General features: G+C 61.4%; 23 protein-coding genes. 14 read left to right on the forward strand and 9 right to left on the reverse strand.

Annotated elements, in window-relative coordinates:
• Nucleotides 1-69 precede the first annotated feature (69 nt).
• Complete coding sequence (locus QO231_RS13385; RefSeq protein WP_316777131.1) at nucleotides 70-1,824, reverse strand: hypothetical protein; 1,755 nt, start codon at nucleotides 1,822-1,824, stop codon at nucleotides 70-72.
• Nucleotides 1,825-1,982: 158 nt separating this feature from the next.
• Between QO231_RS13385 and QO231_RS13390 the strand changes: the two genes are divergently transcribed.
• The gene (locus QO231_RS13390; protein ID WP_316777134.1) at nucleotides 1,983-2,696 is read left to right on the forward strand and encodes a thiamine diphosphokinase; all 714 of its coding nucleotides are present in this window, start codon (nucleotides 1,983-1,985) and stop codon (nucleotides 2,694-2,696) included.
• On the opposite strand, the gene QO231_RS13395 is transcribed toward QO231_RS13390, so the two are convergent.
• From QO231_RS13395 to QO231_RS13410, 4 genes are all read right to left on the reverse strand, one after another.
• Complete coding sequence (locus tag QO231_RS13395) at nucleotides 2,623-3,558, reverse strand: DMT family transporter (protein ID WP_316777137.1); 936 nt, start codon at nucleotides 3,556-3,558, stop codon at nucleotides 2,623-2,625. The genes QO231_RS13390 and QO231_RS13395 overlap by 74 nt on opposite strands.
• Before the next feature lie 224 nt (nucleotides 3,559-3,782).
• On the reverse strand, nucleotides 3,783-5,156 hold the full coding sequence (locus QO231_RS13400) for an L-serine ammonia-lyase (RefSeq protein WP_316777138.1): 1,374 nt from the start codon (nucleotides 5,154-5,156) through the stop codon (nucleotides 3,783-3,785).
• 105 nt (nucleotides 5,157-5,261) lie between these two features.
• Nucleotides 5,262-5,969, reverse strand: a complete 708-nt coding sequence (locus tag QO231_RS13405; RefSeq protein WP_316777140.1) for a glutathione S-transferase family protein — start codon at nucleotides 5,967-5,969, stop codon at nucleotides 5,262-5,264.
• Nucleotides 5,966-6,742 carry a methyltransferase domain-containing protein gene (locus QO231_RS13410; RefSeq protein WP_316777142.1) on the reverse strand — a complete coding sequence of 259 codons (777 nt, stop codon included), beginning with the start codon at nucleotides 6,740-6,742 and terminating at the stop codon, nucleotides 5,966-5,968. The genes QO231_RS13405 and QO231_RS13410 overlap by 4 nt, the downstream gene beginning before the upstream one ends.
• 138 nt (nucleotides 6,743-6,880) lie before the next feature.
• On the opposite strand from QO231_RS13410, the gene rpiA reads away from it, so the two are divergent.
• The 6 genes from rpiA (at nucleotide 6,881) to QO231_RS13440 (ending at nucleotide 13,201) form a co-directional block, all read left to right on the forward strand.
• Complete coding sequence (gene rpiA, locus QO231_RS13415) at nucleotides 6,881-7,612, forward strand: ribose-5-phosphate isomerase RpiA (RefSeq protein ID WP_316777145.1); 732 nt, start codon at nucleotides 6,881-6,883, stop codon at nucleotides 7,610-7,612.
• Between the two features lie 56 nt (nucleotides 7,613-7,668).
• Nucleotides 7,669-9,045, forward strand: coding sequence for a glutathione-disulfide reductase (gene gorA / locus QO231_RS13420; protein ID WP_316777148.1), 1,377 nt, complete (start codon nucleotides 7,669-7,671; stop codon nucleotides 9,043-9,045).
• A 97-nt stretch (nucleotides 9,046-9,142) separates the two neighbouring features.
• Complete coding sequence (hflK, locus tag QO231_RS13425) at nucleotides 9,143-10,309, forward strand: FtsH protease activity modulator HflK (protein WP_316777150.1); 1,167 nt, start codon at nucleotides 9,143-9,145, stop codon at nucleotides 10,307-10,309.
• Nucleotides 10,309-11,367 (forward strand): protease modulator HflC, encoded by a 1,059-nt coding sequence (gene hflC / locus QO231_RS13430; protein ID WP_316777153.1) that lies wholly within the window; start codon nucleotides 10,309-10,311, stop codon nucleotides 11,365-11,367. The genes hflK and hflC overlap by 1 nt, the downstream gene beginning before the upstream one ends.
• Nucleotides 11,367-11,564, forward strand: coding sequence for a DUF2065 domain-containing protein (locus QO231_RS13435; RefSeq protein WP_316777154.1), 198 nt, complete (start codon nucleotides 11,367-11,369; stop codon nucleotides 11,562-11,564). Before hflC ends, QO231_RS13435 begins: the two co-directional genes overlap by 1 nt.
• 164 nt (nucleotides 11,565-11,728) lie before the next feature.
• Nucleotides 11,729-13,201, forward strand: coding sequence for a Do family serine endopeptidase (locus tag QO231_RS13440; protein ID WP_394356600.1), 1,473 nt, complete (start codon nucleotides 11,729-11,731; stop codon nucleotides 13,199-13,201).
• A 464-nt stretch (nucleotides 13,202-13,665) separates the two neighbouring features.
• Here the strand turns inward: QO231_RS13440 and QO231_RS13445 are convergent, their stop codons facing one another.
• Nucleotides 13,666-14,340 (reverse strand): Crp/Fnr family transcriptional regulator, encoded by a 675-nt coding sequence (locus tag QO231_RS13445; protein WP_316777159.1) that lies wholly within the window; start codon nucleotides 14,338-14,340, stop codon nucleotides 13,666-13,668.
• A 272-nt stretch (nucleotides 14,341-14,612) separates the two neighbouring features.
• Between QO231_RS13445 and QO231_RS13450 the strand changes: the two genes are divergently transcribed.
• Together QO231_RS13450 and QO231_RS13455 are read left to right on the forward strand one after the other, a co-directional pair.
• The gene (locus tag QO231_RS13450; protein ID WP_316777162.1) at nucleotides 14,613-14,936 is read left to right on the forward strand and encodes a 2Fe-2S iron-sulfur cluster-binding protein; all 324 of its coding nucleotides are present in this window, start codon (nucleotides 14,613-14,615) and stop codon (nucleotides 14,934-14,936) included.
• A 169-nt stretch (nucleotides 14,937-15,105) separates the two neighbouring features.
• Entirely contained in the window at nucleotides 15,106-15,489 is a 384-nt protein-coding gene (locus QO231_RS13455) for a cupin domain-containing protein (protein WP_316777164.1), read from the forward strand.
• A gap of 12 nt (nucleotides 15,490-15,501) precedes the next feature.
• Here QO231_RS13455 and purD read toward each other — a convergent pair whose 3' ends face one another.
• Nucleotides 15,502-16,764, reverse strand: coding sequence for a phosphoribosylamine--glycine ligase (gene purD / locus QO231_RS13460; protein ID WP_316777167.1), 1,263 nt, complete (start codon nucleotides 16,762-16,764; stop codon nucleotides 15,502-15,504).
• A gap of 77 nt (nucleotides 16,765-16,841) precedes the next feature.
• On the opposite strand from purD, the gene xseA reads away from it, so the two are divergent.
• Nucleotides 16,842-18,389: an exodeoxyribonuclease VII large subunit gene (gene xseA / locus QO231_RS13465; RefSeq protein ID WP_316777169.1), complete on the forward strand. Its 1,548-nt coding sequence runs from the start codon at nucleotides 16,842-16,844 to the stop codon at nucleotides 18,387-18,389.
• Nucleotides 18,390-18,423: 34 nt separating this feature from the next.
• Here the strand turns inward: xseA and QO231_RS13470 are convergent, their stop codons facing one another.
• Complete coding sequence (locus QO231_RS13470; protein WP_394356601.1) at nucleotides 18,424-18,819, reverse strand: hypothetical protein; 396 nt, start codon at nucleotides 18,817-18,819, stop codon at nucleotides 18,424-18,426.
• 27 nt (nucleotides 18,820-18,846) lie between these two features.
• Nucleotides 18,847-19,887: an alkane 1-monooxygenase gene (locus tag QO231_RS13475; protein ID WP_316777396.1), complete on the reverse strand. Its 1,041-nt coding sequence runs from the start codon at nucleotides 19,885-19,887 to the stop codon at nucleotides 18,847-18,849.
• A gap of 122 nt (nucleotides 19,888-20,009) precedes the next feature.
• On the opposite strand from QO231_RS13475, the gene QO231_RS13480 reads away from it, so the two are divergent.
• From QO231_RS13480 to QO231_RS13495, 4 genes are all read left to right on the forward strand, one after another.
• The gene (locus QO231_RS13480; protein ID WP_316777171.1) at nucleotides 20,010-20,660 is read left to right on the forward strand and encodes a lysoplasmalogenase family protein; all 651 of its coding nucleotides are present in this window, start codon (nucleotides 20,010-20,012) and stop codon (nucleotides 20,658-20,660) included.
• 60 nt (nucleotides 20,661-20,720) lie between these two features.
• A complete protein-coding gene (gene ftsY / locus QO231_RS13485) occupies nucleotides 20,721-22,004 on the forward strand; it encodes a signal recognition particle-docking protein FtsY (RefSeq protein WP_316777176.1) in 1,284 nt (427 codons plus the stop codon).
• A gap of 211 nt (nucleotides 22,005-22,215) precedes the next feature.
• Nucleotides 22,216-23,118, forward strand: a complete 903-nt coding sequence (locus QO231_RS13490) for an EamA family transporter (RefSeq protein WP_316777179.1) — start codon at nucleotides 22,216-22,218, stop codon at nucleotides 23,116-23,118.
• An 8-nt stretch (nucleotides 23,119-23,126) separates the two neighbouring features.
• Nucleotides 23,127-23,759 carry an inner membrane-spanning protein YciB gene (locus QO231_RS13495; RefSeq protein WP_316777182.1) on the forward strand — a complete coding sequence of 211 codons (633 nt, stop codon included), beginning with the start codon at nucleotides 23,127-23,129 and terminating at the stop codon, nucleotides 23,757-23,759.
• Nucleotides 23,760-23,766: the final 7 nt, after the last annotated feature.

Raw genomic sequence — 23,766 nt, forward strand, 5'->3', positions numbered from 1 at the left:
GGTTCAAATCAACAAAAAAAGACGGCGGCCCCGAAAGGGCCGCCGTTTTCTGTCTGGCGCCTTTGGGAGCTAACCGGCGGCGTGTTTGACCGGACGATATCCAATGTCGTCAGACGCCGTGAACCGCCCGCCACCCACTTTCTCGATCTTGCCGTCGCGCAACAGATTGCCGAACGAGCGCAGGCTATCCTCGCGGTCATAGGCACCGTCATCAATCTGGTGCAATTTGCTCATCAGCTGCGGGCGCGAGAATTGTTTGCGACCTTCGACGAAGGACAGGTAGGCCGCAGCCGCTTCCAGCACATCGGGCATTTCGGTCGCACCCTGTTCCGCTGCAAAGTCGGCAAACGTCGTGTTGGTGTCCGATGTTTCGACGTCATATTCGGCCGTTGCGGCATAAACGCGGCGCGGGCGCACCGGGCCGCGCAACGCCGCGCTGTCTTCGACGTCGATCCTCAGATCCGGGACCAGTTTTAGCGGCGCGTTCTGGCTTTGGTCAGTCGGACGACCGGGGCGTTTGGAGCTCGGACGGGTGGGTTTGACAACGCTGGCCAGATCCTCGCGGTAAACATCATCCGTCGCCTGATCGTCGCCTGATCGCGCCACCGTGCGTTCCTCTCCTGTCGCCGCAGCGGCAGCGCGAAGATGGCTGTATGTCTCTCGCGTGTTCGAGGAATCCGGTTCTTCCATCCTGGCATCGGCGGTAGCCATAAGGCGCGCGAGTTCATTGCCGCCAGGCAGAAGCTTGTTCTTTTGTGAACGGGTCTCGGCGGATTGCTCCGTGATATCTTGCAAATCCCCGGCCGCCAACGCTGCTTCGACATCCGCACGTTTGATCCTCACCACGTGCGGTACTTCAGATGGTTCCCCGTCTGCGTTCGCTGTGGTGCCGGCTGCGACCATTTGTTCGGGTTTCAATAGGTAAGGCACTGAGAGATCTTCCTCAGCCTCAGCCTCAGCCTCAGCCTCAGCCTCAGCCTCAGCCTCAGCCTCAGCCTCAGATCCCAAAGGGCTGCTGTCGTCGGTTACCGAAACAGTACCCAGCACCTTTTGCATGACCTCGTCTTCGTCGGCGGCGCTATCGTGCAGCTGCTCGCCGTCAGGACGTGTCTCCTCGACGTCGTCGGAAACCGAATCTTCATCTTCCATTCCGGTGCCGGGAGCGGGCTCCGCATCATCCGCCGCATCGTCGGCGATCGGATCGGCGTCGTCGGCATCGTCGGAACCGTCCGCAGATTCCGCTTCGTCCTCGCCGAGCGCATCACTCATCTCGCCTGCATAGGAACCGGAGAAGAATTCTTCCACCGTGTCGACATCTTCGGGCTGGTCGTCGTCTTCAAGCTCTGCTGCGTTGCGCGCGACGATCGCGCGCAGGCGTTGCAGCTTGGCGGAAACGCTGTCCGCGACAGGCTCCTCAGACTTCGCCTGGGCCTGTTCCGCCGGCGGTTGTTCCGGTTCCGAGACCTGCGCCATCACCTCGGCGAGGCTGAGCGTCTCTTGCTGCTCATCATTGTCCGGGTCCGCTTCGCGTTCTGATGTGACGTCGGTATCGGGAACGAACTCGGCGTCTTCTGCGCGCAGCAGGATGCTGCCCCGGTCGCCTGTGCGGATATCAACGGGTCTGGGTTCATTGTTCTTGGCGATCCGGGCCAAATTCGCCGGGTCGGGAAGCATCGGCTCGTCACCGAAACCGGGATCAGACGCAGACAGCGCTCGGAAATATTCGGTAATCTCCTTGAGCGTCCCGACAGAATCGTCAAACCCCTCAAGCGTGCAGGAAAACGCCCCGTAGGAAACCGTCAGAACCTTGTTGTTGTTCGCCATGCTGCCCATCCTTAGAGAGTTGTCGCCGACCCTTACACAGTCACATGGTTTAATTTACCATACAGTAGGCGTCAAAAAGCGGTCAGTTCATCATCTGATATCAGTATCTTTTTGTGGCCAGAATGTGTTCTCGTTCCAAAAAAGGGATTAACGCGCCCATGAATGATGCGAATATCCAGAGCAAGCGCGGCATTACGCTTGTTGGCGGGGGCACGGTTGGTCCCGATGATATCGAAATGGCCCTGCGCCTTGCGCCCATGCTTGTAGCGGTCGATGGGGGCGCGTCTTCTGCGCTTGCCGGTGGCCATGACATCCACGCCGTTGTGGGAGATTTCGATAGCCTCACCGCGCAGGATCGCGCGCGGATTCCTGCCGATCGGCTGTTTCAGATCGCCGAACAGGACAGCACGGATTTCGAAAAGGCGCTGCGCTGCATCGCGGCGCCGGTGATTCTCGCGGTGGGATTCCTCGGCGCGCGGCTTGATCATCAGTTTGCGGCGTTCAACGCGCTTGTTCGCTATCCGGGCAAGCCGTGCATCCTGATCGGTGAGACCGAGATCGTATTGCACGTCCCCCCGGTTCTCGTGCTGGACCTGACGGCTGGCGACGTGGTGTCGTTGTTCCCGATGGCCGCTGTCAGCGGGCGTTCGCAGGGATTGAAATGGCCGATCGACGGGCTTGCTCTGTCCCCTGATGGGCGCATCGGAACCTCGAATCGTGCGACGGGGCGGGTCCGGCTTCGGGTGGATGGGGCCGGGCTTCTTGCAATCGTGCCGCGGCGGGCACTTGCGGCTGCGGTCACTGCGCTGGCATCGTCTCGTCGTCACGCGTCTGTCGGGCAATTGCCCGCGCAGTGGCCTGCTCGCGCATGATCACGTAGAGGCCGGCGCCAATGGTGACCAGAATGCCGATGCTGGCCAATGTGTTGGGCAGGTCGCGAAACACCAGCCATCCGATAATCGTGGCGACCGGAATCTCGAGATACTGCATCGGAGCCAGAGTCGCGGCAGGCGCGTAGCGCAGAGACCATGTCATCAGCAAATGCGCGGCCGTACCCAGCAACCCGATGGCAATCAGCAGGCCCCATTCGGTTCCGTCGGGCCGAATGAGGTTCAGGCCTGGCCATCCGGCTGCGTCGCCGATCAGGACCGCAGGTATCAAGAGGACGGTCGCCATCACGCCGCTTACGGCCTGCAGGCCAATCGGGTCGGTTTCCTTGGCCAGCTGACGGGTCACGAGCATGAAGAACGAGAAATTGATCGCGACCACAAGCGGCCACAGCGCAGGCCAGCCGATTTCGACAAAGCTTGGCTGAATCACCATCAGGGTCCCGATGAAGCCGACAATGCAGCCGATCAGCCTCCGGCTGCCGACTTCTTCGGACAGCACGAACTTGCCGAGCAGGAGCATGATGAATGGCATGACAAAGGCGATCGCAACCGCATCTGCGAGCGGCAGATACTTCAAGGCCGTGAACATGGCGCCGATGCCGGTGATATGCAGCACCGTGCGAACGAACGTCAGGATCAGCACGCGCCCGCGCATCCGCCACAAGCGCCCGGTCAGGTAGACGATCGGAATAAGCGCAACCGCCTGAATGGCAAACCGCACCAGCAGCAATTGGCCAAGCGGGACAGATTGCCCGAGCAGCTTTGCCACAGCGTCACCCATCGGGGCGACGATGCAGAAACCAAGCATCAAGAGAACGCCCAGAAGGGGCCGATCGGTAGACATGGTCTGCACGCTAGCAGCGACAAAAAATGATGCAAGGAAACGTTCTGTTTACCAAACGCACAAAAGCGTGGCTCCCTGTGAGCTGACCGATGATTTAAACTCTCTGGTCGGCACGCCGCCACCTGAGCAGAACCGGTGAAGGAACCGCCAGGAAACTTGGAGCAGCGCGACGCGTTGCTGGTGACGGTAGCCTTTGTGTTTGCCGGGGCCTGCGAGTCGCTCGCTCAGCAATTCGGAACATTCACGGCCAGCCCGCCAAGCGAGGTTTCCTTATAGCGCTCGCTCATGTCCTGACCGGTCTGCCGCATGGTTTCGATACAGGCGTCAAGCGGAACCAGATGCGTGCCGTCACCGCGCAGGGCAAGGCTTGCGGCTGACACGGCCTTGATCGCGCCAAGGCCATTGCGCTCGATACATGGCACCTGAACCAGCCCCCGCACCGGATCACAGGTCATACCCAGATGATGCTCCAGCGCGATTTCGGCGGCATTTTCCACCTGTTCCGGCGTGCCGCCCATGACCGCGCATAGCCCGGCGGCAGCCATGGCGGCGGCGCTGCCCACCTCGGCCTGACAGCCTGCTTCGGCCCCGGAAATCGAGGCGTTGAACTTGACCAGACCACCGATGGCGCCGGCGGTCAGCAGGAAATCCTCGACATGTGCCGAGGATGCGCCCGGAACATGATCCAGGTAATAGCGCAGTACGGCCGGCAACACACCCGCCGCACCATTGGTCGGGGCGGTCACGACCTGTCCGCCGGCAGCGTTCTCCTCGTTCACCGCCATGGCATAGACGCTCATCCAGTCGTTGATCGTGTGCGGCGCGGTCAGATTCATGCCGCGTTCGGCGATCAGCGCATCGTGAATGCCCTTGGCGCGCCGCTTTACGCTCAGCCCGCCCGGCAGGATGCCATCGGTCGTCAGGCCGCGATCTATGCAATCGTTCATCACTTCCCACAAACGCGCGGTACCAGCGGCCAGCTTGTCCGCGCCGCCACGAGACAATTCGTTCGCGCGTTTCATTGCGGCGATGGACTTTCCGGATTCTCCTGCCATTGCGAGCATTTCAGCGGCGGATTTGAACGGGTAGGGGACAGGCGCGCCGTCATCCGTATCCTTGCCTGCGGCAAGTTCCTCCTCGGTCATCACGAACCCGCCGCCGATCGAGTAATAGGTCTGGCGCAATGTCACGTCGCCCTGGGCATCGGTTGCCATCAGGATCATTCCATTGGCATGGCCGGGCAAAACGCGATCGTAATCAAAGATCAGGTCAGTGGCCGGGTTGAACCTGAGCGGACCCAGCCCTTCGGGTGACAGGCGGTAGGTCGATTTGATCTCGGCAAGGGCCTTGGCAGCGGCTTCGGCGTCGTAGGTTTCGGGTCGAAATCCCGCGAGCCCCAAAATCGTGGCCCGGTCCGTGGCATGGCCCACGCCGGTGAACGCCAGACTGCCGTGCAATGATATTCGCAACCCGACCAATCCGAACGGCGAGGCGCGCATCTCATCCAGAAAGCGCGCGGCGGCAACCATCGGCCCCATCGTGTGGGATGAGGACGGTCCAACGCCGACCTTGAACATGTCAAATACCGATAGGAACATGGCGAACCCTCTGATTTCCTGTGCCAGGTAGCTCTATCACATGCCCGTTCTGCGAGCGACGTCAAGAAAGCGACACTTTGCCGGGCGATATGACATTTTCACGGATCAGGTGGCACTGCCTTCCGGGGGTCGGGCGTGGCGCGGTGCGGTAAACGGTGTCGGTCCCAACCCTTCGGCAACTTGTGCGGCGCGGGTGGCCGGATGATTTTCGAGGCCTGCCAGCAATTCAAACAGGTGCGGGGTCGCCGAAAGGTCGAACCAGCTTCGATCCCAGTCGCTGGGAAACAGCGCCATCCATCGCAAGAGGCAGGCCACATACCAGCACAGCCCGGTTGGTGCATCCGCAGACAGCCAGCCGGGACAATCTGCAGCCACCTTGTCAAGTCTTGCGAGATGAGTGCGCAGCCGGTCCTGCAGGGTCTTGCGCAGGGCCGTCTGCGCGCTGATGTCGTGACCCACGTAGAGATGCGGGTAGAACATCATCCGCAGGTCGGCATGCAGCGTGTTGGAAACAAAGAACAACCATTTCAGATAGGCACCCCGGTCTACGGCCTCAAGCGCTGGGGCACTCTTGTGATGCGTGTCGGCCAGCCACAACAGGATCGCGCCGGTTTCAAACAGCGGGCCCTGGGGCGTTTCCAGCACCGGGATCAATCCGTTGGGGTTCAACGTGAGATAGGCAGGGCTGCGCTGTGCTTGCCGTGTTCTGTCAACGAGGACGGTCTCGTAGTCTTGCCCCAACTCTTCCAGTGTCAGCCTGACAATCAGCGACGCATTGTCGGGCGCATAGTGGAGGCGATAGCCCCCGGTCATTGGCGCCGTGCGACGGTGATGAAATGGCTCAGCGAGAACCAGAAACGACGATCTCGTGCAAGCTCGGCCTGTTCTTGCGCCCACGCGCCGGATTCGTCCGGCGTCATTTCTCCGGTCGATGTCGCATATCCCACCATCAGACGGATCATCATCTGCGCCAACCCATCTGGCCGCAGATCGATGTCACAATTGTTGTACGGGATCACGGTTTCCATTCTGAAACCGGCATTCCGAAGGGCGCTTGGCAAGATTTCCGGAACCCGTCGTTCCGCGAGGTGGCCATCCCAGATGCGGATCATCCGGGCCATGCGCTCGGGCTGATCACTGTGCCAGACCAGCGTGTCAAAATGCATGTCCGAAATGACCACGCGACCATCGGGTCGCAAAACCCGGTGCAACTCGGATAGGGCAGGGTGCATGTCATCGAAATACTCGAACACCTGCAGGGAAACGGCCTTGTCGATACTGCAATCCTCGATCGGCAACGTCTCGGCACTGCCCTGCAGCAGCGTCACATTCGCGCGCGCGCCGCATCGTTGCCTGGCCGAGTTCAGCATGTGATCGCTGGGATCCAGCCCGAAGATGTGACCGTCCTCGCCCACGGCCCGCGCGAGATCCTGACTCAGCAAACCGGGCCCGCAGCCGACATCGAGTATGCGCTCGCCCGGTCGCGGATCTACCGCGTCAAAGCTCATCCTGCGTCGTCGCGAGAAATCCGCCCCCTGATAGGCATCGTCCAGCAGGCGCGCCGTATGTTCATCAAACTTCAGCATCCTATCCCCGCAATCGACCCCGCCATAGAATCTATCACAGCCACTCGGATCTGTCCAAACCGCCAATCCCTGCATTTCGCCCCTCGCCCCTCTTGGACAACTCGCCTATAAGGCCGGGAATTGACCTGGAGACTGCACATGACCGGTGAACTGTCACCTGCCGACAAAGCCAAATCCGTCGCAGCAAATCGTGCTGCGGGCTATGTCGAGGATGGGATGAGGGTTGGCCTGGGCACGGGCAGCACAGCCGCCTGGCTGGTAAAGCGTCTTGGGGAACGGGTGCGCGCCGACGGTCTCAGGTTTCGCGGCGTTCCAACATCGACACGGACCGCAGCGCAGGCCCGCGACGTGGGCATCGAGGTGATCACGCTGGACGAGGCGGGTTGGCTGGACCTGACCATCGACGGTGCCGACGAATTTGACAGCGATCTGACCCTGATCAAGGGCGGCGGCGGGGCGCATTTGCAGGAAAAGATTGTTGCAAGGGCCAGTGACCGGATGATCGTGATCGCGGACGCCGCCAAAGAGGTTGAAACGCTGGGGGCCTTTCCCTTGCCGGTCGAGGTGATCCCCTTTGGCTTGAAGAGCACGCAGAAGCTGATTGAAGAGGCGCTTGTCGCGATGGATGTCGGAGGACGGACGACGGCCCTTCGCATGAACGGGGATGCGCCATTCGTGACCGATGAAGGCAACCACATCATCGACCTGCACCTGCAACGGATCGGCGACGCACGGCAGATTTCGACGGTGCTGAACCAGATACCCGGCGTCGTCGAAAATGGCCTGTTCATCGACATGTGTGATCTCGTGATCGTCGGGCATGCTGACAGTCGCGTCGATCTGCACCATCTCGGCAAGGAATCGACCTGATGTGGCGGGCATCAGAACCGGACAGACGAATGCAAAAAGTTTGAGGGCGCACACGGATGAGTTTTGATTTTGATCTCTTTGTGATTGGCGGCGGCTCTGGCGGTGTGCGCGCCGCACGGGTGGCCGCGTCCGAGACCGGGGCCAAGGTCGCGCTGGCCGAGGATGACCGCTATGGCGGCACCTGTGTGATCCGCGGCTGTGTTCCAAAGAAACTGATGGTGTTTGCCTCGGGTTACGGCGAGATGGCCGCAGAGGCGCGTGCCTATGGCTGGGACATCGGCGATGGCGCATTTGACTGGCTGGCGTTTCGTGGAAAACTGAATGCGGAACTGGACCGGCTCGAAGGCGTCTATCGCAAGCTTCTGGCCAATGCGGGTGTCACGACGTTCGATGCACGTGCGACGCTCAGGGATGCGCATACCGTCAGCCTGTCGACAGGCGAGGTCTTCACCGCCAAGCATATTCTCGTGGCGACGGGCGGCCATCCGGTCCGGCCCGACTTGCCCAATGCCGATCTGGGGATCGTGTCTGACGATATCTTTCACCTGGCAGAGCTGCCGAAATCCTTGCTGATCATCGGGGGTGGTTACATCGCTTGCGAATTCGCCTGTATCATGCGCGGGCTGGGAGTCGACGTTACGCAATACTATCGCGGGGCACAGGTCTTGCGTGGTTTTGACGAAGAGGCGCGCGGGTTGGTGGCCGAGTCGATGCGCGAAAAGGGTGTCGATCTGCACACTGGCACCGACATTATCGAGATGGGCCCCGCCGAAACCGACGGCAAGGCAGGCGAACGGGTCAGGGTCAAGGCCACCAATGGCAGCGAGCGCGTGTTTGATGCGGTGCTGTTTGCCACGGGGCGCGTTGCCAATACCGGCAACATGGGGTTGGAAGACATCGGCGTGAAACTGGGCCGCAAGGGCCAGATCATGGTCGACGAATACAGCCAGACCGCCGTGCCATCGATCTATGCCATCGGCGACGTTACGGACCGGGTCAACCTGACCCCGGTTGCAATCCGCGAGGGCATGGCGTTTGTAGAGACGGTGTTCAAGGGCAATGCGACGCCTGTCGATCACGAGTTGATCGCAAGCGCGATCTTTACCCAGCCGGAGTTCGGCACCGTCGGCCTGAGCGAAGAGGACGCCGCAGAGCAAGAGCCGATCGAGGTCTATTGCACCAGCTTCCGGCCGATGCAGACTGCCTTTGCCGACAAACCCGACCGGGTGATGATGAAGCTCGTGGTCAGCAAGACCAATCGCAGGGTGCTGGGCTGTCACATCGTTGCGCCCAACGCGGGCGAGATGATCCAACTGGCCGGGATCGCGGTCAAGATGGGCGCAACCAAAGAAGACTTTGATCGCACGGTTGCGGTCCACCCGACGATGAGCGAAGAAATCGTGACGTTGAAAACACCGATACGGTCAGCCTGACTGTTTCGGACTTGAATAATCCGATAGGGCATACACCTATCTAGAACGCATCAGGACAGCGCCTTGTGGCGCGGTATGACAAGGGGAAACACAACAAATGGCGGGAAACAGTGGCGGTCCCTGGGGGGGTGGCGGTTCATCCGGCGGCGGCGGCGATGATGATCGTCGCAACGGCGGCGGCAAGCGCGGCGGAGACGGCAAACCCGGTTCCGACGGGGCGCAGCTTCCGGAAATCGATGAGCTGGTCAAGAAGGGCCAGGAGCAGCTGCGCGTCCTGATGGGGGGACGCGGTGGCTCGGGCCATAAAGGCGGCGGCCCGAACGGCACCGGCGGATCCGGTGGCGGCGGTAGCCCTCTGTTTACCCGTGGAACCATCGTACTTGGCGCGCTCGTCGGGGCGATTGCCTGGGGCATGGCGAGCTTTTACACCGTCAAGCCCGAAGAACAGTCAGTTGAATTGTTTCTGGGCGAGTTTTCCAGCATCGGCAATCCCGGCCTGAACTTCGCGCCCTGGCCGTTTGTAACGGCCGAGGTGATCCCGGTCACCCGCGAACAGACCGAAGACATGGGCGGCACCCGTGGCGCACAAGACGGTCTGATGCTCACCGGCGATGAAAACGTCGTCGACATCGATTATCAGGTGGTTTGGAACATCAACGACCCGGCACAATACCTTTTCAATCTGGCTGATCCGCGCCAGACCATCCAGGCGGTGTCGGAATCGGCTATGCGTGAAATCATCGCACAATCCGAGCTGGCCCCGATCCTGAACCGGGATCGCGGTGTTATCGGCGAACGTCTGAAAGACCTGATTCAGTTCACGTTGGACAGCTATGGCAGTGGCGTAAACATCATCCGGGTCAACTTTGACAAGGCCGACCCGCCGGAAAAGGTGATCGACGCCTTCCGCGACGTGCAGGCCGCTGCCCAGGAACGCGACCGTTTGCAAAACGTGGCTGATGCCTATGCCAACAAGGTACTGGCCGAGGCCCGTGGTCAGGCGGCGCAGTTGCAGGAAGAAGCCGAAGGCTATCGGGCGCAACAGGTGAACGAAGCTGAGGGTGAAGCCAGCCGGTTCACCGCAGTTCTGCAAGAGTATCTCAAAGCGCCGGAAGTGACGCGCAAGCGCCTCTATCTGGAAACCATGGAACAGGTGCTGGGTGGTCTGGACAAGATTATTCTGGACGAAAGCGGGGGCGGGTCCGGTGTCGTACCCTACCTTCCGTTGAATGAATTGCGCCGGAACACCGGGGAGTCCAACTGATGCGGAAAACAACGTTTCTTCTGCCGATCATCGTGATTGTCGTTGCGGGTCTGATGTCTGCGCTGTTCATCGTGGATGAGCGCGAAAAGGCACTGGTCCTGCAGTTTGGTCGGGTTGTTGCGGTCAAGGAAGACCCCGGTCTGGCCTTCAAGATCCCGCTCATCCAGGAAGTCGTGCGGTATGATGACCGCATCCTGTCGCGCGATGTCGAACCCTTGGAGGTCACGCCTCTGGATGATCGCCGTCTGGTGGTTGACGCCTTTGCGCGTTTCCGGATCGCGGACGTCACCCAGTTCCGTCAGGCCGTGGGTGTGGGTGGCGTCGCCACGGCGGAAAACCGGCTCGATTCGATCCTTCGGGCTGAAACCCGCGAAGTTCTCGGGTCGGTAACATCCAAGGACATCCTCAGTTCCGACCGGGCGGCCTTGATGCTGCGAATCCGCAACAGCGCCATTTTCGAAGCCCGAGGGCTGGGCCTCGAAATCATCGACGTGCGCCTTAAAGCCACCGATCTGCCCAAGCAGAACCTTGAGGCCACTTTCGAACGGATGCGTGCCGAGCGCGAACGCGAAGCGACCGACGAACGTGCCCGTGGGCACGAGGCCGCTCAGCGGGTGCGTGCCCTAGCCGACCGGACAGTGGTTGAACTGGTATCCGAGGCCCAGCGGGAAGCCGAGATCATTCGCGGTGAAGCCGATGCGTTGCGCAACAACATTTTTGCCGAAGCCTTTGGCAAGGATCCCGAATTCTTTGAATTCTACCGGTCTCTCACCTCCTATCAGCGGGCACTCAAAGGCAGCAATTCGTCCATGGTGATGAATCCGGATTCCGAGTTCTTCAACTACCTGAGATCGCCGAGCGGCGGTCGCGCGGTGACGCCCCCTGCGCCACTGCCCCAAGCTCAGGTCGATGCAGCTGAAGGCGCGGCGCTTGAAGCCGCCGAAGCGGATGCGGCTGCTGGCACGGCGGCGAGTGAAGCGCAGGAAGAAGCCGAAACCGACGTGAACAACTACGAGGTTGACCAGGTTGAAGACGCCGAGGACGGAGTGCAGAACTAATGGCCATCGCCCTATTGGCGATAGGACTGGTTTTGATTGTCGAGGGGCTGGCCTGGGTGCTTGCCCCTTCGCTCATAGAACAAATGCTTGAAATGCTGCGCAGCCTCTCTGAACCGGCGCGCAGACAGATCGGTGCTCTCGCCATTGTCAGCGGTTTGATCCTGTTGTGGTGCGCACACTGGCTGGGTGCGCTGTGAAAGCGTTTGGTGCACGCGACTGGCCGCTACGTCCTTCAAATCCACTTGATTATCGGCAACACCCTTTGCTGTGCGCATCAAAGCCCCTACATTGTGCAAAGAACGCAGGATCGGCGCCGTGTATTGGGCCGGTACAGGGAAAATAAAGAGGAGATGGCACAGTGATGCCACAGGCAATTGCAATTTCAGCAGCAGACAATCACCCTCAGCGGGCCAAGATGCGTTTGTTTTGGCTTGGTTTTCTGGCGCTGAGTCTCTTTTTGATGCAGGCGCTCGCAGCTCAGGCCAAACCGGAAAGCCTGGCTCCGCTTGCCGAGAAGATCAGTCCGGCGGTTGTCAACATCACGACATCCACCGTGGTCGAAGGCCGGACGGGACCGCAGGGAATCGTGCCCGAGGGCTCGCCTTTCGAGGACTTCTTTCGCGAATTCCAGGACCGAAACAACAACGGTGAGCAGCGCCCCCGCCGTTCGTCGGCGCTTGGATCGGGCTTCGTGATTTCCGAAGACGGGTATGTGGTGACCAACAATCACGTGATCGACGGGGCCGACGAGATCCTGGTCGAATTCTTCTCGGGAGAGGAACTGCCCGCCAAGGTGATCGGCACCGACCCGAACACCGATATTGCCCTGCTCAAGGTCGAATCGGATGAGCCATTGTCCTTTGTCAGCTTTGGCGACAGCGACAATGCGCTGGTCGGTGACTGGGTCATGGCCATGGGTAATCCGCTGGGGCAGGGGTTCTCGGTCTCGGTCGGGATCGTTTCGGCGCGCAATCGGGCGCTGTCAGGCACCTATGACGATTACATTCAGACCGACGCGGCGATCAACCGGGGCAACTCGGGTGGCCCGTTGTTCAACATGGACGGCGAAGTCGTCGGTGTGAACACCGCGATCCTGTCGCCCAACGGCGGCTCTATCGGCATCGGATTTTCCATGGCGTCCAACGTGGTGACCCGAGTGGTTGATCAGCTCAAGGAATTTGGCGAAACCCGTCGTGGTTGGCTGGGTGTGCGCATTCAGGATGTGACCGAGGAAATCGCCGAGGCCATGGGGCTGGAAGTGGTGGCGGGTGCCCTGATCACTGACGTTCCGGAAGGTCCCTCGAAGGAGGCCGGTTTGCTGTCGGGCGATGTGATCGTCAACTTTGACGGAACCGAAGTCACCGACACTCGCAGTCTCGTGAAAAAGGTCGGCAACACCACGGTCGGCAAGGCCGTGCGCGTCGTCGTTTTCCGTGACGGGGCCACCAAGACCATCCTGGTCACGCTGGGTCGCCGCGAAGAAGCCGAGGGCGCAGTGCCCGCCGCCGTCACCAAGCCGGACAGCGAGATGCAGGAGGAAGAAGTTCTGGGCATGACCATCACCGTCCTCACGCCCAAGCTGCGCGAGGAACTCGGAGTCGACGATGGACTGACCGGACTGGTTGTGATGGATATCGAAGAGACGTCGGAGGCCTTTGAGAAAGGTCTGCGTGCGGGTGATCTCATCACCGAGGTCGGTCAGCAGAAGGTCACGTCCGTCGAGCAGATGGATGAACAGATCACGGCCGCGCGCGAGGCCGGTCGCAAATCTCTGTTGTTGCTGGTGCGTCGTGGTGGAGACCCACGGTTCGTCGCGCTGAACATCGAGGACTGAGAGCGCCGCGCCGCAAGCCGGGACGATACCTTGAAACGGCAAAGAGCCATGCGTGTGAACGCATGGCTCTTTTTCCTGGGACCGGCGAGGGAGGAGCACACAGGGAAAATGGCCGGCCCTGGAAACTGGGGGTCAGATGGCTAGGGCCACCTGCCCGGGGGATGCAAACGATTCTGGACACGTTGGAACTGTTTATCGAGAGAAACAAAAAAACTAATCAATAGTCCCAGCAGGGATACACGTTGTCTTGGGACCGGGGAACAGGCACGATTTCGGAGCGATACGGGACGGCGTGTCATGGTGGCTCCTTTCATCTTTAACTGTGCCAGAGGCGTTGCGGTTTTCGTACTCCCTGTTTGCCTGAGAATCGCCGCGACGTATGTGAACCAGCACACACAACGGGGCGGAAAGGCACATATTGTCCGAAATTGATTCCGTGTTGGTCGGAACGCCTGGCACCCGGATCAGATCTGGTCGGGTTTTGCCAGCCGCGAGAGGCCTTCCCAGTCCTGGATCACCAAGCCACCGCGCGCGCCCTGAATGACCCCGTCGCGTTTCCAGATTGACAGGATCTTGGAAACCGCCTCGCGTGTGGCCCCCACAAATTCCGCCAATTCCGCCTGCGACAGATCCAGCTTGCAGGGGGAGAGGGCGGCCTCGGGCGCCAGATGCAGGATCTTGCGGGCCAGTCGCGTCGGCAAGGGCAGAAAGACCTGCTCATTCAATTGGCGTCCCATCCACCGCATACGCTGACCCGCGAGGTGGATCATGTCGACAGCCAGTTCGGGCTGTCTGCGGATTTGCTTGAGCACATCGGCATGTCGCACGCGAAAGAGAAGTGTTTCCTCGACCGCAGTAGCGGTTGCGGTGCGAGCACCGGGATCAAACAGGGTGATTTCGCCGAACAATTCGCCGCGTCGCATCATTTCGAGCGTCAACTTGCGCCCGTCCAGCGCGAGCACGCTGAACTCCACGGCACCCTTGATGATCGCATATAGCGCATCGCCTTCATCGCCCTGTTCGAAGAGCGTATCGCCCGGCGACAGGTTGATTTCTGTCGCCTGCTGGGACAGCATCTCTTTCAGCCCGGCCGAAACATCTGACAGGAATCCGATTTCTGGCAGGCCTTGCGTTGCCATGCATGTGTCCCCTTTTGCTCTCTCCGGCTGCAGACTAGCAAATTTCATGACCCCGGCAAAAGCGGGAAAAGCGATCATCTGGTTTGAAACCGGTGTAATCCGTCATTTCGCTATGCAGCAGGGACCATGGGTGCAGGGGTGACCGGAACAGAAAAAACCGGAAATTCGGACATTTCCCTCTCAACGAGCCTCCGGCACGGGCAGATTCGGCTGGCGTGCCCCAGTTTGCTTGACTAAAGAGAACTCCGAGACACGCAGAGGAGCCGGAAGACATGGCAAAAATCACGTATATCGAGCATGGCGGCAAAGAGCATGTGGTCGAGGTCGCCACCGGGCTGACCGTGATGGAAGGTGCGCGCGACAACAATATTCCGGGCATCGAAGCCGATTGCGGCGGGGCCTGTGCCTGCTCTACCTGCCACGTCTATGTGGACAAGGCCTGGGTCGAGAAGTTGCCCGCCAAGGACGACATGGAAGAAGACATGCTCGACTTTGCCTATGAACCGGATGGCGAACGTTCGCGGCTGACATGCCAGATCAAGGTCACCGATGCGCTGGATGGTCTGATCGTCCAGATGCCCGAAAAACAGATCTGAGACCGGAACGGGCGCGGCGTAAACCCGCCCGCCCGTGGAAACGCTTCGCTCGCCGCGCCTTGCCAGCTTGGGCATTTTCTTGCGGGTGTTGCGGTTGCACCACCGAACCCGCTAGGATTGACAATCCGGACTTGCTGGCCGGTACGAAACCGATTGGGGGGGAACGATCGTGAAATATGCGGTTCTCTGGGAAGACGAGTCCGGCGTGTCACGTTTTGAAGATCGTGACATGGACCTTCCAGTGCAGGACTTTGTTCCGCCTGCGGCGCCGCTGATGATTTCCGATGCCGTCGCGGCCTCAAGCTTTGTGTTCCTGACATTGCCCGCAGGCTGGCGGGGGGTGCGCCACCGTTCGCCGCATTGTCAGATCGCCGCGATCCTGTCCGGTTGTTTCCGGGTTCACGCGGGGTCTGGTGAGGTTCGCGACTTTCGCGCGGGTGACCTGTTCTGGATGAAGGACACAACTGGCGAAGGACACGAATCATCCGCCGAGGACGGAGAGCCGGTCAACATGATCATTGTCCAGACGCCAGAAACACCGGAAGATCGTTAACCCGGCGGGGCCCTACAGCGCCCGCCACCCGATGTCCCGACGGCAGAACCCCCGGGGCCAGTCGATGCTATCGGTCATCGCATAGGCCCTGTCCCGTGCCTGGGCCAAAGTGCTGCCGCGCGCGGTGAGGTTCAGCACTCGGCCCCCGATTGCGGTGATCTTGCCGTCGCGTTCGGACGTGCCGGCGTGAAAGCACATCTGGGAACTGGACTCGGGCATACCGTCGAGCCCGCCAATCACATCGCCCTTTTGATAGCTGCCGGGATACCCTTTGGCCGCCATGACCACCGTCATCGCGTGATCATCGGCCCAGTGCACCTGCGCCTTGTCCAGCCGACCTTCGGCGGCGGCATGCATCAGATCCATCGCCTGTGCCCCCAGTCGCATCATCAGAACCTGGCATTCCGGATCGCCAAAGCGCACGTTGTATTCGACGAGGCGTGGCTGGTCGTCCTTGATCATCAACCCGACATAGAGCACGCCCTGATAGGGCATCTCGCGTCGTGCCATCTCGGCCATCGTAGGGCGCACGATCTGTGCCAGTGCCTTTTGGGTGATTGCGTCGGTCATGACCGGGGCCGGAGAGTAGGCCCCCATGCCGCCGGTATTGGGACCGGTATCGCCTTCGCCCACCCGCTTGTGATCCTGAGCGGTGCCGAACGGCAGCACGGTTTCGCCATCGCACAGCACAAAGAAGGACGCCTCTTCGCCCTCCATGAATTCTTCGACAACCACCTCCGCCCCGGCACCTCCAAACGCTCCGCCGAACATGTCATCGATCGCGGCCAGCGCTTCGGATTCGTCCATCGCGACGATCACCCCCTTGCCCGCCGCAAGACCGTCGGCCTTGACCACGATCGGCGCGCCCTGTGCGCGGACATAGGCCTTGGCGGCCTCGGCATCGGAGAAATGTCCATAGGCCGCCGTCGGTGCGTTGGCCGCGTCGCAGATCTCCTTGGTGAAACTCTTGGAGGCTTCGAGGCGCGCCGCCGCCGCCGACGGCCCAAACACCAGAAATCCGCCTTCGCGCAGCCGGTCGGCGACGCCGGCGGCCAGTGGGGCCTCGGGGCCGACGATCACAAAGTCGATGGCGTTTTCCTCGGCAAAGGTCACGACTGCGCCGCCATCCTCGATATCCAGCGCCGCACAACTGGCGATCTGCGCGATCCCGGCATTGCCCGGTGCCACGATCAGCTTGTCGCATTTCGGGTTCTGCATCACCGCCCATGCCAGGCTGTGTTCGCGCCCGCCGCTGCCGAGAATGAGGATGTTCATGAAAATGCGCTCCGATCTGCTTGGCCTTGTTGCGCCCGCGTTCTAAGCTGCGCGCACAGGCGAAACAAGGCACCCTCATGTCCGATCTGATAGACGACCCGCTTCCGGGCCAGAACCTGCCCGAATACTCGGTCACCGAACTCTCGGGCGCCGTCAAACGCACGCTTGAGGGCGAGTTCGGGCGCATCCGCGTCAAGGGCGAAGTCGGGCGGGTGTTCAAGGCGCGGTCCGGCCATCTCTATTTCGACGTCAAGGATGACCGGTCCGTCCTGGCCTGCACCACCTGGAAAGGGCAGATCGCTGGCCTGTCGGTGGTGCCGGAAGAAGGGTTGGAAGTGGTCGTTACCGGGCGCATGACCGCGTTTGGGGGGCAATCCAAATACAACCTCAACGTCGATGACGTGGCGGTTGCCGGGCAGGGCGCGTTGATGGCGCTGTTGGAAAAGCGCAAGAAGCAACTGGCCGCCGAGGGGCTGTTTGATCCGGCGCGCAAGCGAGGCCTGCCTTATCTGCCTGACGTCATCGGGGTCGTCACCTCGCCTTCCGGGGCTGTGATTCGCGACATTCTTCATCGGTTGCGTGACCGGTTCCCGCGCAAGGTGCTGATCTGGCCTGTGGCCGTGCAGGGGGCCGCCTGCGCGCCGGAAGTGGCTCGCGCCATCGAAGGATTCAATGGTCTGACGCCGGGCGGTGCGATACCGCGCCCCGATCTTCTGATCGTGGCGCGCGGCGGTGGCTCGGTCGAGGACCTTTGGGGGTTCAACGAGGAAATCGTGGCCCGCGCAGCGGCGGCGTCAGAGATTCCGCTGATCTCGGCGGTGGGTCATGAAACCGACACCACACTGATCGACTTCGTCTCTGATCAACGTGCGCCAACGCCCACGGCGGCGGCGGAACTAGCGGTGCCGGTGCGGCTCGACCTCATGGCACATATGGAAGGTCAGGGGGCACGCCTCAGCCGCGCCGTCAGCCAGGGAATTACGCGCCGACGGCAGCGTCTGGCCGATGTCGCCCGCGCGCTGCCGCGCCCTGACGGGCTCTTGGATTCGCCCCGCCAGCGGTTGGACCAGGTCGGTGACCGGCTCGATTCGGCGCTGATCCGCTCGGTCCAGACCCGGCGCATCCGGCTCGCCGACCTGTCGGGCAGCCTGCGTCCTTCGGCGCTGGAACGCATGCTGCGCAATCACCGGGCTGATTTTGATGCGCGGGCGCTGGCCCTGCCGCAGGCGCAGGCCCGCGCCATACGGCGGCGAGCGGACACGCTCCGCACGATCTCGGACCGGCTCCGCCCAAGTCACCTTGTGGCGCGGCTCGATCAGAAGGCTGTTGGGTATCAGACGCTCATACGCCGACTGTCGATAGCGGCCACGACACGCACCTCACGTCTGCAAAGCAAGGTCGATGCCATGGATCGCCTGTTGGCCACCTTGGGCTATGAATCCACGCTGAAGCGAGGCTATGCCGTCGTGCGCGCGGAAGATCGGGTGGTGACCACGCGGGAGGCAGCCGCCACGTCCGCATCACTCGAAATCCAATTCGCCGACGGGCGGATCACCGTTTCCAACGCGCCATCGCGCAAGGCCACCAAGGCGCCGAAGAAGCCCGATCAGGGGAGCCTGTTCTGACGTGAGATATCAATTCGACCAGGAAACCGGGCCATCACACGCCGATCTCCGGCCCATAACACAGCATTTCCGCGTCGTTTTCCTGCGCTTCGTAAAGTTCTGTTTCATCGGGGCTGTTCTCGAAGCGCGCGATCAGCCCGCGCGGGGTTTCTGAAAACGCCCAGCATTGCGCATCAAGACGGTCCTCGTAGACAAAGCAGATCTGCTCGCCCTCTTGGTACCAGATGCCTTCCTTGCATTGCCCGTCAAGGAACGACCAGATCACCCGGCGACCGTCGAGATAGCGTTCAACTCCGTAGGCTTCGCCTTCATAGCCATAATACAGGGTCTTGCCCCGGGTATAGGCATCAAAGGCGTCGGCGTTCATCGGGTTTTGCGCGACCACCGGAGCGGCGATCAGGCACAGGGGAATCAGGGTGCGTATCATCATCCCGACAGAATGCCAGATCAGCGCAGGTTAATCCAAGGGCGCGGCAGACTGCCATCTTGCCAGACGTGGGTCCATGATGCGCCGCCAGAGATGTGGAACCAGCGCCAGCGCCGCCATCACGGGCATGGGCCTTGGCAACATCGGCATCGTCGCCGAATCCAGTTCCAGTGCCGCGAAGTGGCGCGCGGGGTGCTGATGGTGGTCGGAATGACGGGGCGCGTTCAGCATCATGGCGCCTGAATACCAATGCGGTGCGTTCCAGGAATGTTGCGGTCCCGCCGGTTTCCGCCGCCCGTCAGGCCGGACGCCACGGCGCAGCCCGTAGTGCTGGACATAATCGGCAAGCAGCAATTGCATCTGTGCATAGCCCGCGATTGCGAGCAAAACCCAAATCCCGCGCACCCCGGCCAGCACATATGCGGCGACCAACATCACAAGGGCCCCGCCGCAATAGGCGATGTATGGGTGGCTCAGCAATCCGGGCGGGGGAATCTTGCGCGCACGCGCAGCGTTTTCCGCCGCACGCCCGGCCCGGAAAGATCCGATCCAGGCGCGAGGCCAGAAGTGATAGAACCCTTCGCCTGCCCGTGCCGAATTCGGATCGTCATCGGTGGCGACATGCAGGTGATGCACCTTGGGGTGGGCCGAGGCGTGATGGCCAAACAGCAGCGAGATGAACACGGTCTTGCCCAAATGTCGCGGCCATTTCCCACCCGCGTGGATCAACTCGTGCGCATTGGAATTGGCGACCTGTCCCAGATAGAGCCCGAGAGCCAGCCCCAGCATCAGACGTTGCCCGACGCCAAAATCAGGCCCGGCGGCGACCGCCCAGACCCCAAGCAGGAGCAGCGGCACGTGCAACACGGCAAGCCCAATGTTCAGCGCCAACCCCAACCGCGCCGCTTGGTGGGTGTCACAAGCGGGCAGGGGAGCGATCGGCAGCCGATCCATGACCATCACGAACACGGTCACGTAGAACAGCGCAGCGAGCGGCCACGCACCGCCCCAGACACAGGCCGCGCCGAGGACAGCGATGGGGCTGAGACTGGCCAATGCAAACCGCAACATGACTGGCAACGACGCTTTCTCTTCTGAACCGCGATGTGGCGTTCGGGCGCCAACATCGCGCGAGGTGCCGAAACTGTCAAATCCCGGATGACGTACCGCGCGAACTTGTCTAGATCGGACGGATGACCCCGCTTTTTCAGTTCTGCGTGCTCTGCGCATTGACCTACCTGCCGCTGGCCCGGCGTCCGGCGGGTCTGGTGCGGTCGCTTGTCAAGACCGCGTCCGTGGCTGGGTTGGCAGTATCCGCCAGCCTTGCAGGCGAGTTTGGTCTCGCGACCGCGCTTGGGCTCTGCGCCCTTGGTGATCTGCTGCTGTCCCGCGATGGCGATGGCCCGTTTGCTGCTGGCGTCGCGGCCTTTGCCGCCGGTCATGTGGGTTACATCAGCCTGTTTCTAAGCTTGCCCGAGAGCGAGCTATCCCGGCTGCCGAATTCCCCGACACTCGTTGCTGTGCTGTCCTTGCTAGGGCTTGGTGGGCTGATGGCCGTGCTTCTCGCGCCGCGTGCGGGCAACCTGCGTTTGCCGGTGTTGCTCTACATTCCGATCATTCTCGGCATGGGGCTGGCGGCATTGACGTTGCCGTCATCCGGGCCGTTGGCCTGGGTTCTCGTGGCCGCGCTTGCCTTTGTTCTGTCGGACATGACGCTTGCGACAGAACGGTTCCTGCTGCCAGCGGGTCATCCGGCCCTGCGCGTCATGCCGTGGGTCATCTGGGTGCTTTACTGGGGTGCGCAGGCGGGGTTCTACCTCGTCTTGGTCCAAGGGAACGGCTGACGCCCTTTCAAACCAGCGTAAACCACATTAGGTGGGGAAGCGACCCGCGTGGAGACCAGCATGGCGTTTTTCAAGAAACTCAAGGACAAGCTGTTCAAGTCCTCTTCCAAGATCGAAGAGGGGCTTGATGCGATCGTCGAGGATGGCGGCGAGGCGGAACCCGTCGCGCCCGATCCGGATCCGCTGCCGACACCACCGGAAACCCCGCCGCAACCGGAGCCTGACGCGCCCGTTCCTCCGCTAGAGGAACCCGAGCCCGAGGTGGTGCCTGAGCCAATCCCGGACCCGCAACCTGCCCCAACGCCCGTGCCTGAGCCGGTACCTGTTCCCGAACCTGAACCGACGCCAGCGCCAGCTCCTGTGCCGACGCCTCAGCCGATCCCGTCAGATCCGATGCCCGCTCCCGCGCCCCTGGAAGCGCCGCAACCCGCTCCGGAAGCGCCTTCGCCTTCGCCGGGATTGCTGGGCCGGCTGTTGGGTCGCTCACCGGCAAAGACGGTGGTTCGCAGGGCGCTTGACGATGATATGCTGGAGCAGCTCGAAGAGCTGTTGATCAGCGCCGACATGGGCGTGGATACCGCCCTGCGCGTGACCGCCAACATGGCCGAAGGCCGATTTGGCAAGAAGCTCTCAACCGGCGAAATCAAATCACTGCTGGCCAGCGAGATTGCCCGGATCATGGAGCCGGTGGCCAGACCCTTGCCGATCTATCCAAAGCGACCGCAGGTGGTGCTGGTGGTCGGTGTGAACGGATCGGGCAAGACCACGACCATCGGCAAGTTGGCCAGCCAGTTCAAGGCCGCAGGGAAATCGGTTGTCATCGCCGCCGGAGATACCTTTCGCGCCGCTGCCGTCGAGCAATTGCAGGTCTGGGGCGACCGCGCCGGGGTGCCGGTGCTGACCGCACCCGAAGGATCGGATCCGGCCAGCCTTGCATATGACGCGATGACCAAGGCGCAGGAGGACGGGGCCGATCTCTTGATGATCGACACTGCCGGGCGCTTGCAGAACCGTGCCGACCTGATGGAGGAACTCGCCAAGATCGTCCGGGTGATCCGCAAGAAAGATCCAGATGCGCCGCACAACACCCTGTTGGTTCTCGACGCAACGACCGGGCAGAACGCGCTCAGTCAGGTCGAGACCTTCCGCAAGATTTCCGATGTGTCGGGGCTGGTCATGACCAAGCTCGACGGGACCGCCAAGGGCGGTGTTCTGGTGGCGCTGGCGGACAAGTTCGGGCTGCCAATCCATGCCATCGGCGTCGGCGAGCAGCTCGACGATCTCGCGCCCTTTGATCCCGAGGATTTCGCCGCCGCGCTGACCGGTGTGGACACGGCGGCTTGAGGGAGGCGCAACTGCGCTACTTACGTTTGAGCGCGATGAAATGTTCCAACTGCCGCAGCGGAGGCAGCACCATGACCACCTCGGGGCGAACCGTAGTGAACGTTTCGTTGAACTCACCGAGAAACGCGTCGATCATCAGTGAGCCTTTGCGTTCGGGGCATTGGTCCAACCCGGCTGCAAGGATAGTGTTCCCCGGAGACTTCGCCCAGCCATGAGCGCTTGGTTGATATCGCTGGAAGGCACCGCCGCCGGGCACAGTCTGGCGCTGTGGTTGGCACTGTTGGCGGCGTTTCTGCACGCGGTCTTTGGGGCGTTGCAGAAGGGGCGGCATGATCCCTGGCTGTCCCGTGGGGCAATTGATGCCTCCTACGGGTTGATGGCTGCACCTTTTGCCCTGTTCGTGGTGCCGTGGCCGGGATCGCATATGTGGCCGATCTTCGCGGGTGCCTGGGTCATTCATGTCGCCTACAAGGTGCTGCAGGCGCTGGCCTATTCCAAAGGTTCCTATACGGTCGTCTACCCGGTGGTCCGTGGCACAGGATCACTCTTTGCCGTCGTTGGTGCCTATCTGATCTTTGGCGAGGTTTTCACCACGGCACAGTGGGGCGGAGTCGCGGTGCTGCTGTCGGGTATCTTCGGACTTGCCGCCTATAACCTGCGCTATCTGGACAGCCAGCGCGAGACGCTGCAGGTGGCACTGGCTCTGGCGGTTGTAACAGGTCTGTTTGTCGCGCTCTACACCACCTATGACGCCTATGGCATTCGCTCTGCAGCCGATCCGTTCACCTTTCTGGCGTGGTTCTTCATGATCGACGGCATCGTCATGCCGATCTATGCGGCGATGCGCTGGCGGGCGATGACCGACCGCCCCGCCTTGCCGCCGCTGATGGCGCGAGGCGTGCTCGGAGGCCTTGTGGCTTTTGCCAGTTTCGGGGGGATCATGCTGGCCACGCGGCTGGACAAGGTGGGCGAAGCGGCGGTGTTGCGCGAAACCTCCACCGTGTTCGCGGCTTTGATTGGCTGGCTGGTGCTGAAAGAGACCGTGGGGCCGCGTCGGATCGCACTTATGACCTTGATCGCGGCGGGGGCGGTGATAGTTGAGATGAGCGGATAGGAGCGGATATGGCCAAGCAGAAACCAAAAGAGATCAACATGATCCTCAAGCAGGTGTTGGAGTTGGGGCCGACGATCGCCTTTTTCCTGCTGTACCTGCGCATCCAGGACTACACCTTTGTGTATAATGGCACCGAATACTCGGGCTTCATCGTTGCTGCGGTGGTCTTTGTGCCGATCCTTCTGGTGTCGATGGCGATCCTGTGGCGTCTGACCGGTCATCTCAGCCGGATGCAGATTTTCACCGCCATCATGGTGATCTTCTTCGGTGGCCTCACGGCGTGGTTCAACGACGAACGGTTCTTCAAGATGAAAACCACGATCGTCTACCTCTGCTTCTCGACGCTTCTTGGGATCGGGCTCTTGCAGGGGAAATCCTATCTTGCCTTCGTGATGGGCGAATTGATCCCGATGCGGAACGAGGGCTGGATGATCCTGACCCGTCGCCTGTTCATTGTCTTCATCGTGCTGGCAATCGGCAACGAACTGGTCTGGCGGACCATGTCGGATGCGGCATGGGTCAAGATCGAAACCTTTGCCTTTCCCGCCGCGCTCTTCGGGTTTCTCTGGTGGCAGATTCTCGCCCTGCAGAAATACATGATCGATCCCGACGACAAATCCGACCCTGACGCGCGCGCTTGATCGGCCG

This window comes from Sedimentitalea todarodis (assembly GCF_032595355.1).
Taxonomy (GTDB): Bacteria; Pseudomonadota; Alphaproteobacteria; order Rhodobacterales; family Rhodobacteraceae; genus Sedimentitalea; species Sedimentitalea todarodis.

Excerpts from the sequence above, each read along its gene's own strand:
- ftsY (WP_316777176.1), top strand. The coding sequence starts at position 20,721 with ATGGCGTTTTTCAAGAAACTCAAGGACAAGCTGTTCAAGTCCTCTTCC.
- gorA (WP_316777148.1), top strand. The coding sequence starts at position 7,669 with ATGAGTTTTGATTTTGATCTCTTTGTGATTGGCGGCGGCTCTGGCGGT.
- QO231_RS13445 (WP_316777159.1), bottom strand. The coding sequence starts at position 14,340 with ATGGCAACGCAAGGCCTGCCAGAAATCGGATTCCTGTCAGATGTTTCG.
- QO231_RS13435 (WP_316777154.1), top strand. The coding sequence starts at position 11,367 with ATGGCCATCGCCCTATTGGCGATAGGACTGGTTTTGATTGTCGAGGGG.
- QO231_RS13410 (WP_316777142.1), bottom strand. The coding sequence starts at position 6,742 with ATGCTGAAGTTTGATGAACATACGGCGCGCCTGCTGGACGATGCCTAT.
- QO231_RS13495 (WP_316777182.1), top strand. The coding sequence starts at position 23,127 with ATGGCCAAGCAGAAACCAAAAGAGATCAACATGATCCTCAAGCAGGTG.
- QO231_RS13385 (WP_316777131.1), bottom strand. The coding sequence starts at position 1,824 with ATGGCGAACAACAACAAGGTTCTGACGGTTTCCTACGGGGCGTTTTCC.
- hflC (WP_316777153.1), top strand. The coding sequence starts at position 10,309 with ATGCGGAAAACAACGTTTCTTCTGCCGATCATCGTGATTGTCGTTGCG.
- QO231_RS13395 (WP_316777137.1), bottom strand. The coding sequence starts at position 3,558 with ATGTCTACCGATCGGCCCCTTCTGGGCGTTCTCTTGATGCTTGGTTTC.
- QO231_RS13475 (WP_316777396.1), bottom strand. The coding sequence starts at position 19,887 with ATGTTGCGGTTTGCATTGGCCAGTCTCAGCCCCATCGCTGTCCTCGGC.
- QO231_RS13480 (WP_316777171.1), top strand. The coding sequence starts at position 20,010 with ATGACCCCGCTTTTTCAGTTCTGCGTGCTCTGCGCATTGACCTACCTG.
- QO231_RS13490 (WP_316777179.1), top strand. The coding sequence starts at position 22,216 with ATGAGCGCTTGGTTGATATCGCTGGAAGGCACCGCCGCCGGGCACAGT.
- QO231_RS13400 (WP_316777138.1), bottom strand. The coding sequence starts at position 5,156 with ATGTTCCTATCGGTATTTGACATGTTCAAGGTCGGCGTTGGACCGTCC.
- QO231_RS13450 (WP_316777162.1), top strand. The coding sequence starts at position 14,613 with ATGGCAAAAATCACGTATATCGAGCATGGCGGCAAAGAGCATGTGGTC.
- QO231_RS13390 (WP_316777134.1), top strand. The coding sequence starts at position 1,983 with ATGAATGATGCGAATATCCAGAGCAAGCGCGGCATTACGCTTGTTGGC.
- QO231_RS13470 (WP_394356601.1), bottom strand. The coding sequence starts at position 18,819 with ATGATGATACGCACCCTGATTCCCCTGTGCCTGATCGCCGCTCCGGTG.
- purD (WP_316777167.1), bottom strand. The coding sequence starts at position 16,764 with ATGAACATCCTCATTCTCGGCAGCGGCGGGCGCGAACACAGCCTGGCA.
- rpiA (WP_316777145.1), top strand. The coding sequence starts at position 6,881 with ATGACCGGTGAACTGTCACCTGCCGACAAAGCCAAATCCGTCGCAGCA.
- QO231_RS13440 (WP_394356600.1), top strand. The coding sequence starts at position 11,729 with ATGCCACAGGCAATTGCAATTTCAGCAGCAGACAATCACCCTCAGCGG.
- xseA (WP_316777169.1), top strand. The coding sequence starts at position 16,842 with ATGTCCGATCTGATAGACGACCCGCTTCCGGGCCAGAACCTGCCCGAA.
- hflK (WP_316777150.1), top strand. The coding sequence starts at position 9,143 with ATGGCGGGAAACAGTGGCGGTCCCTGGGGGGGTGGCGGTTCATCCGGC.
- QO231_RS13405 (WP_316777140.1), bottom strand. The coding sequence starts at position 5,969 with ATGACCGGGGGCTATCGCCTCCACTATGCGCCCGACAATGCGTCGCTG.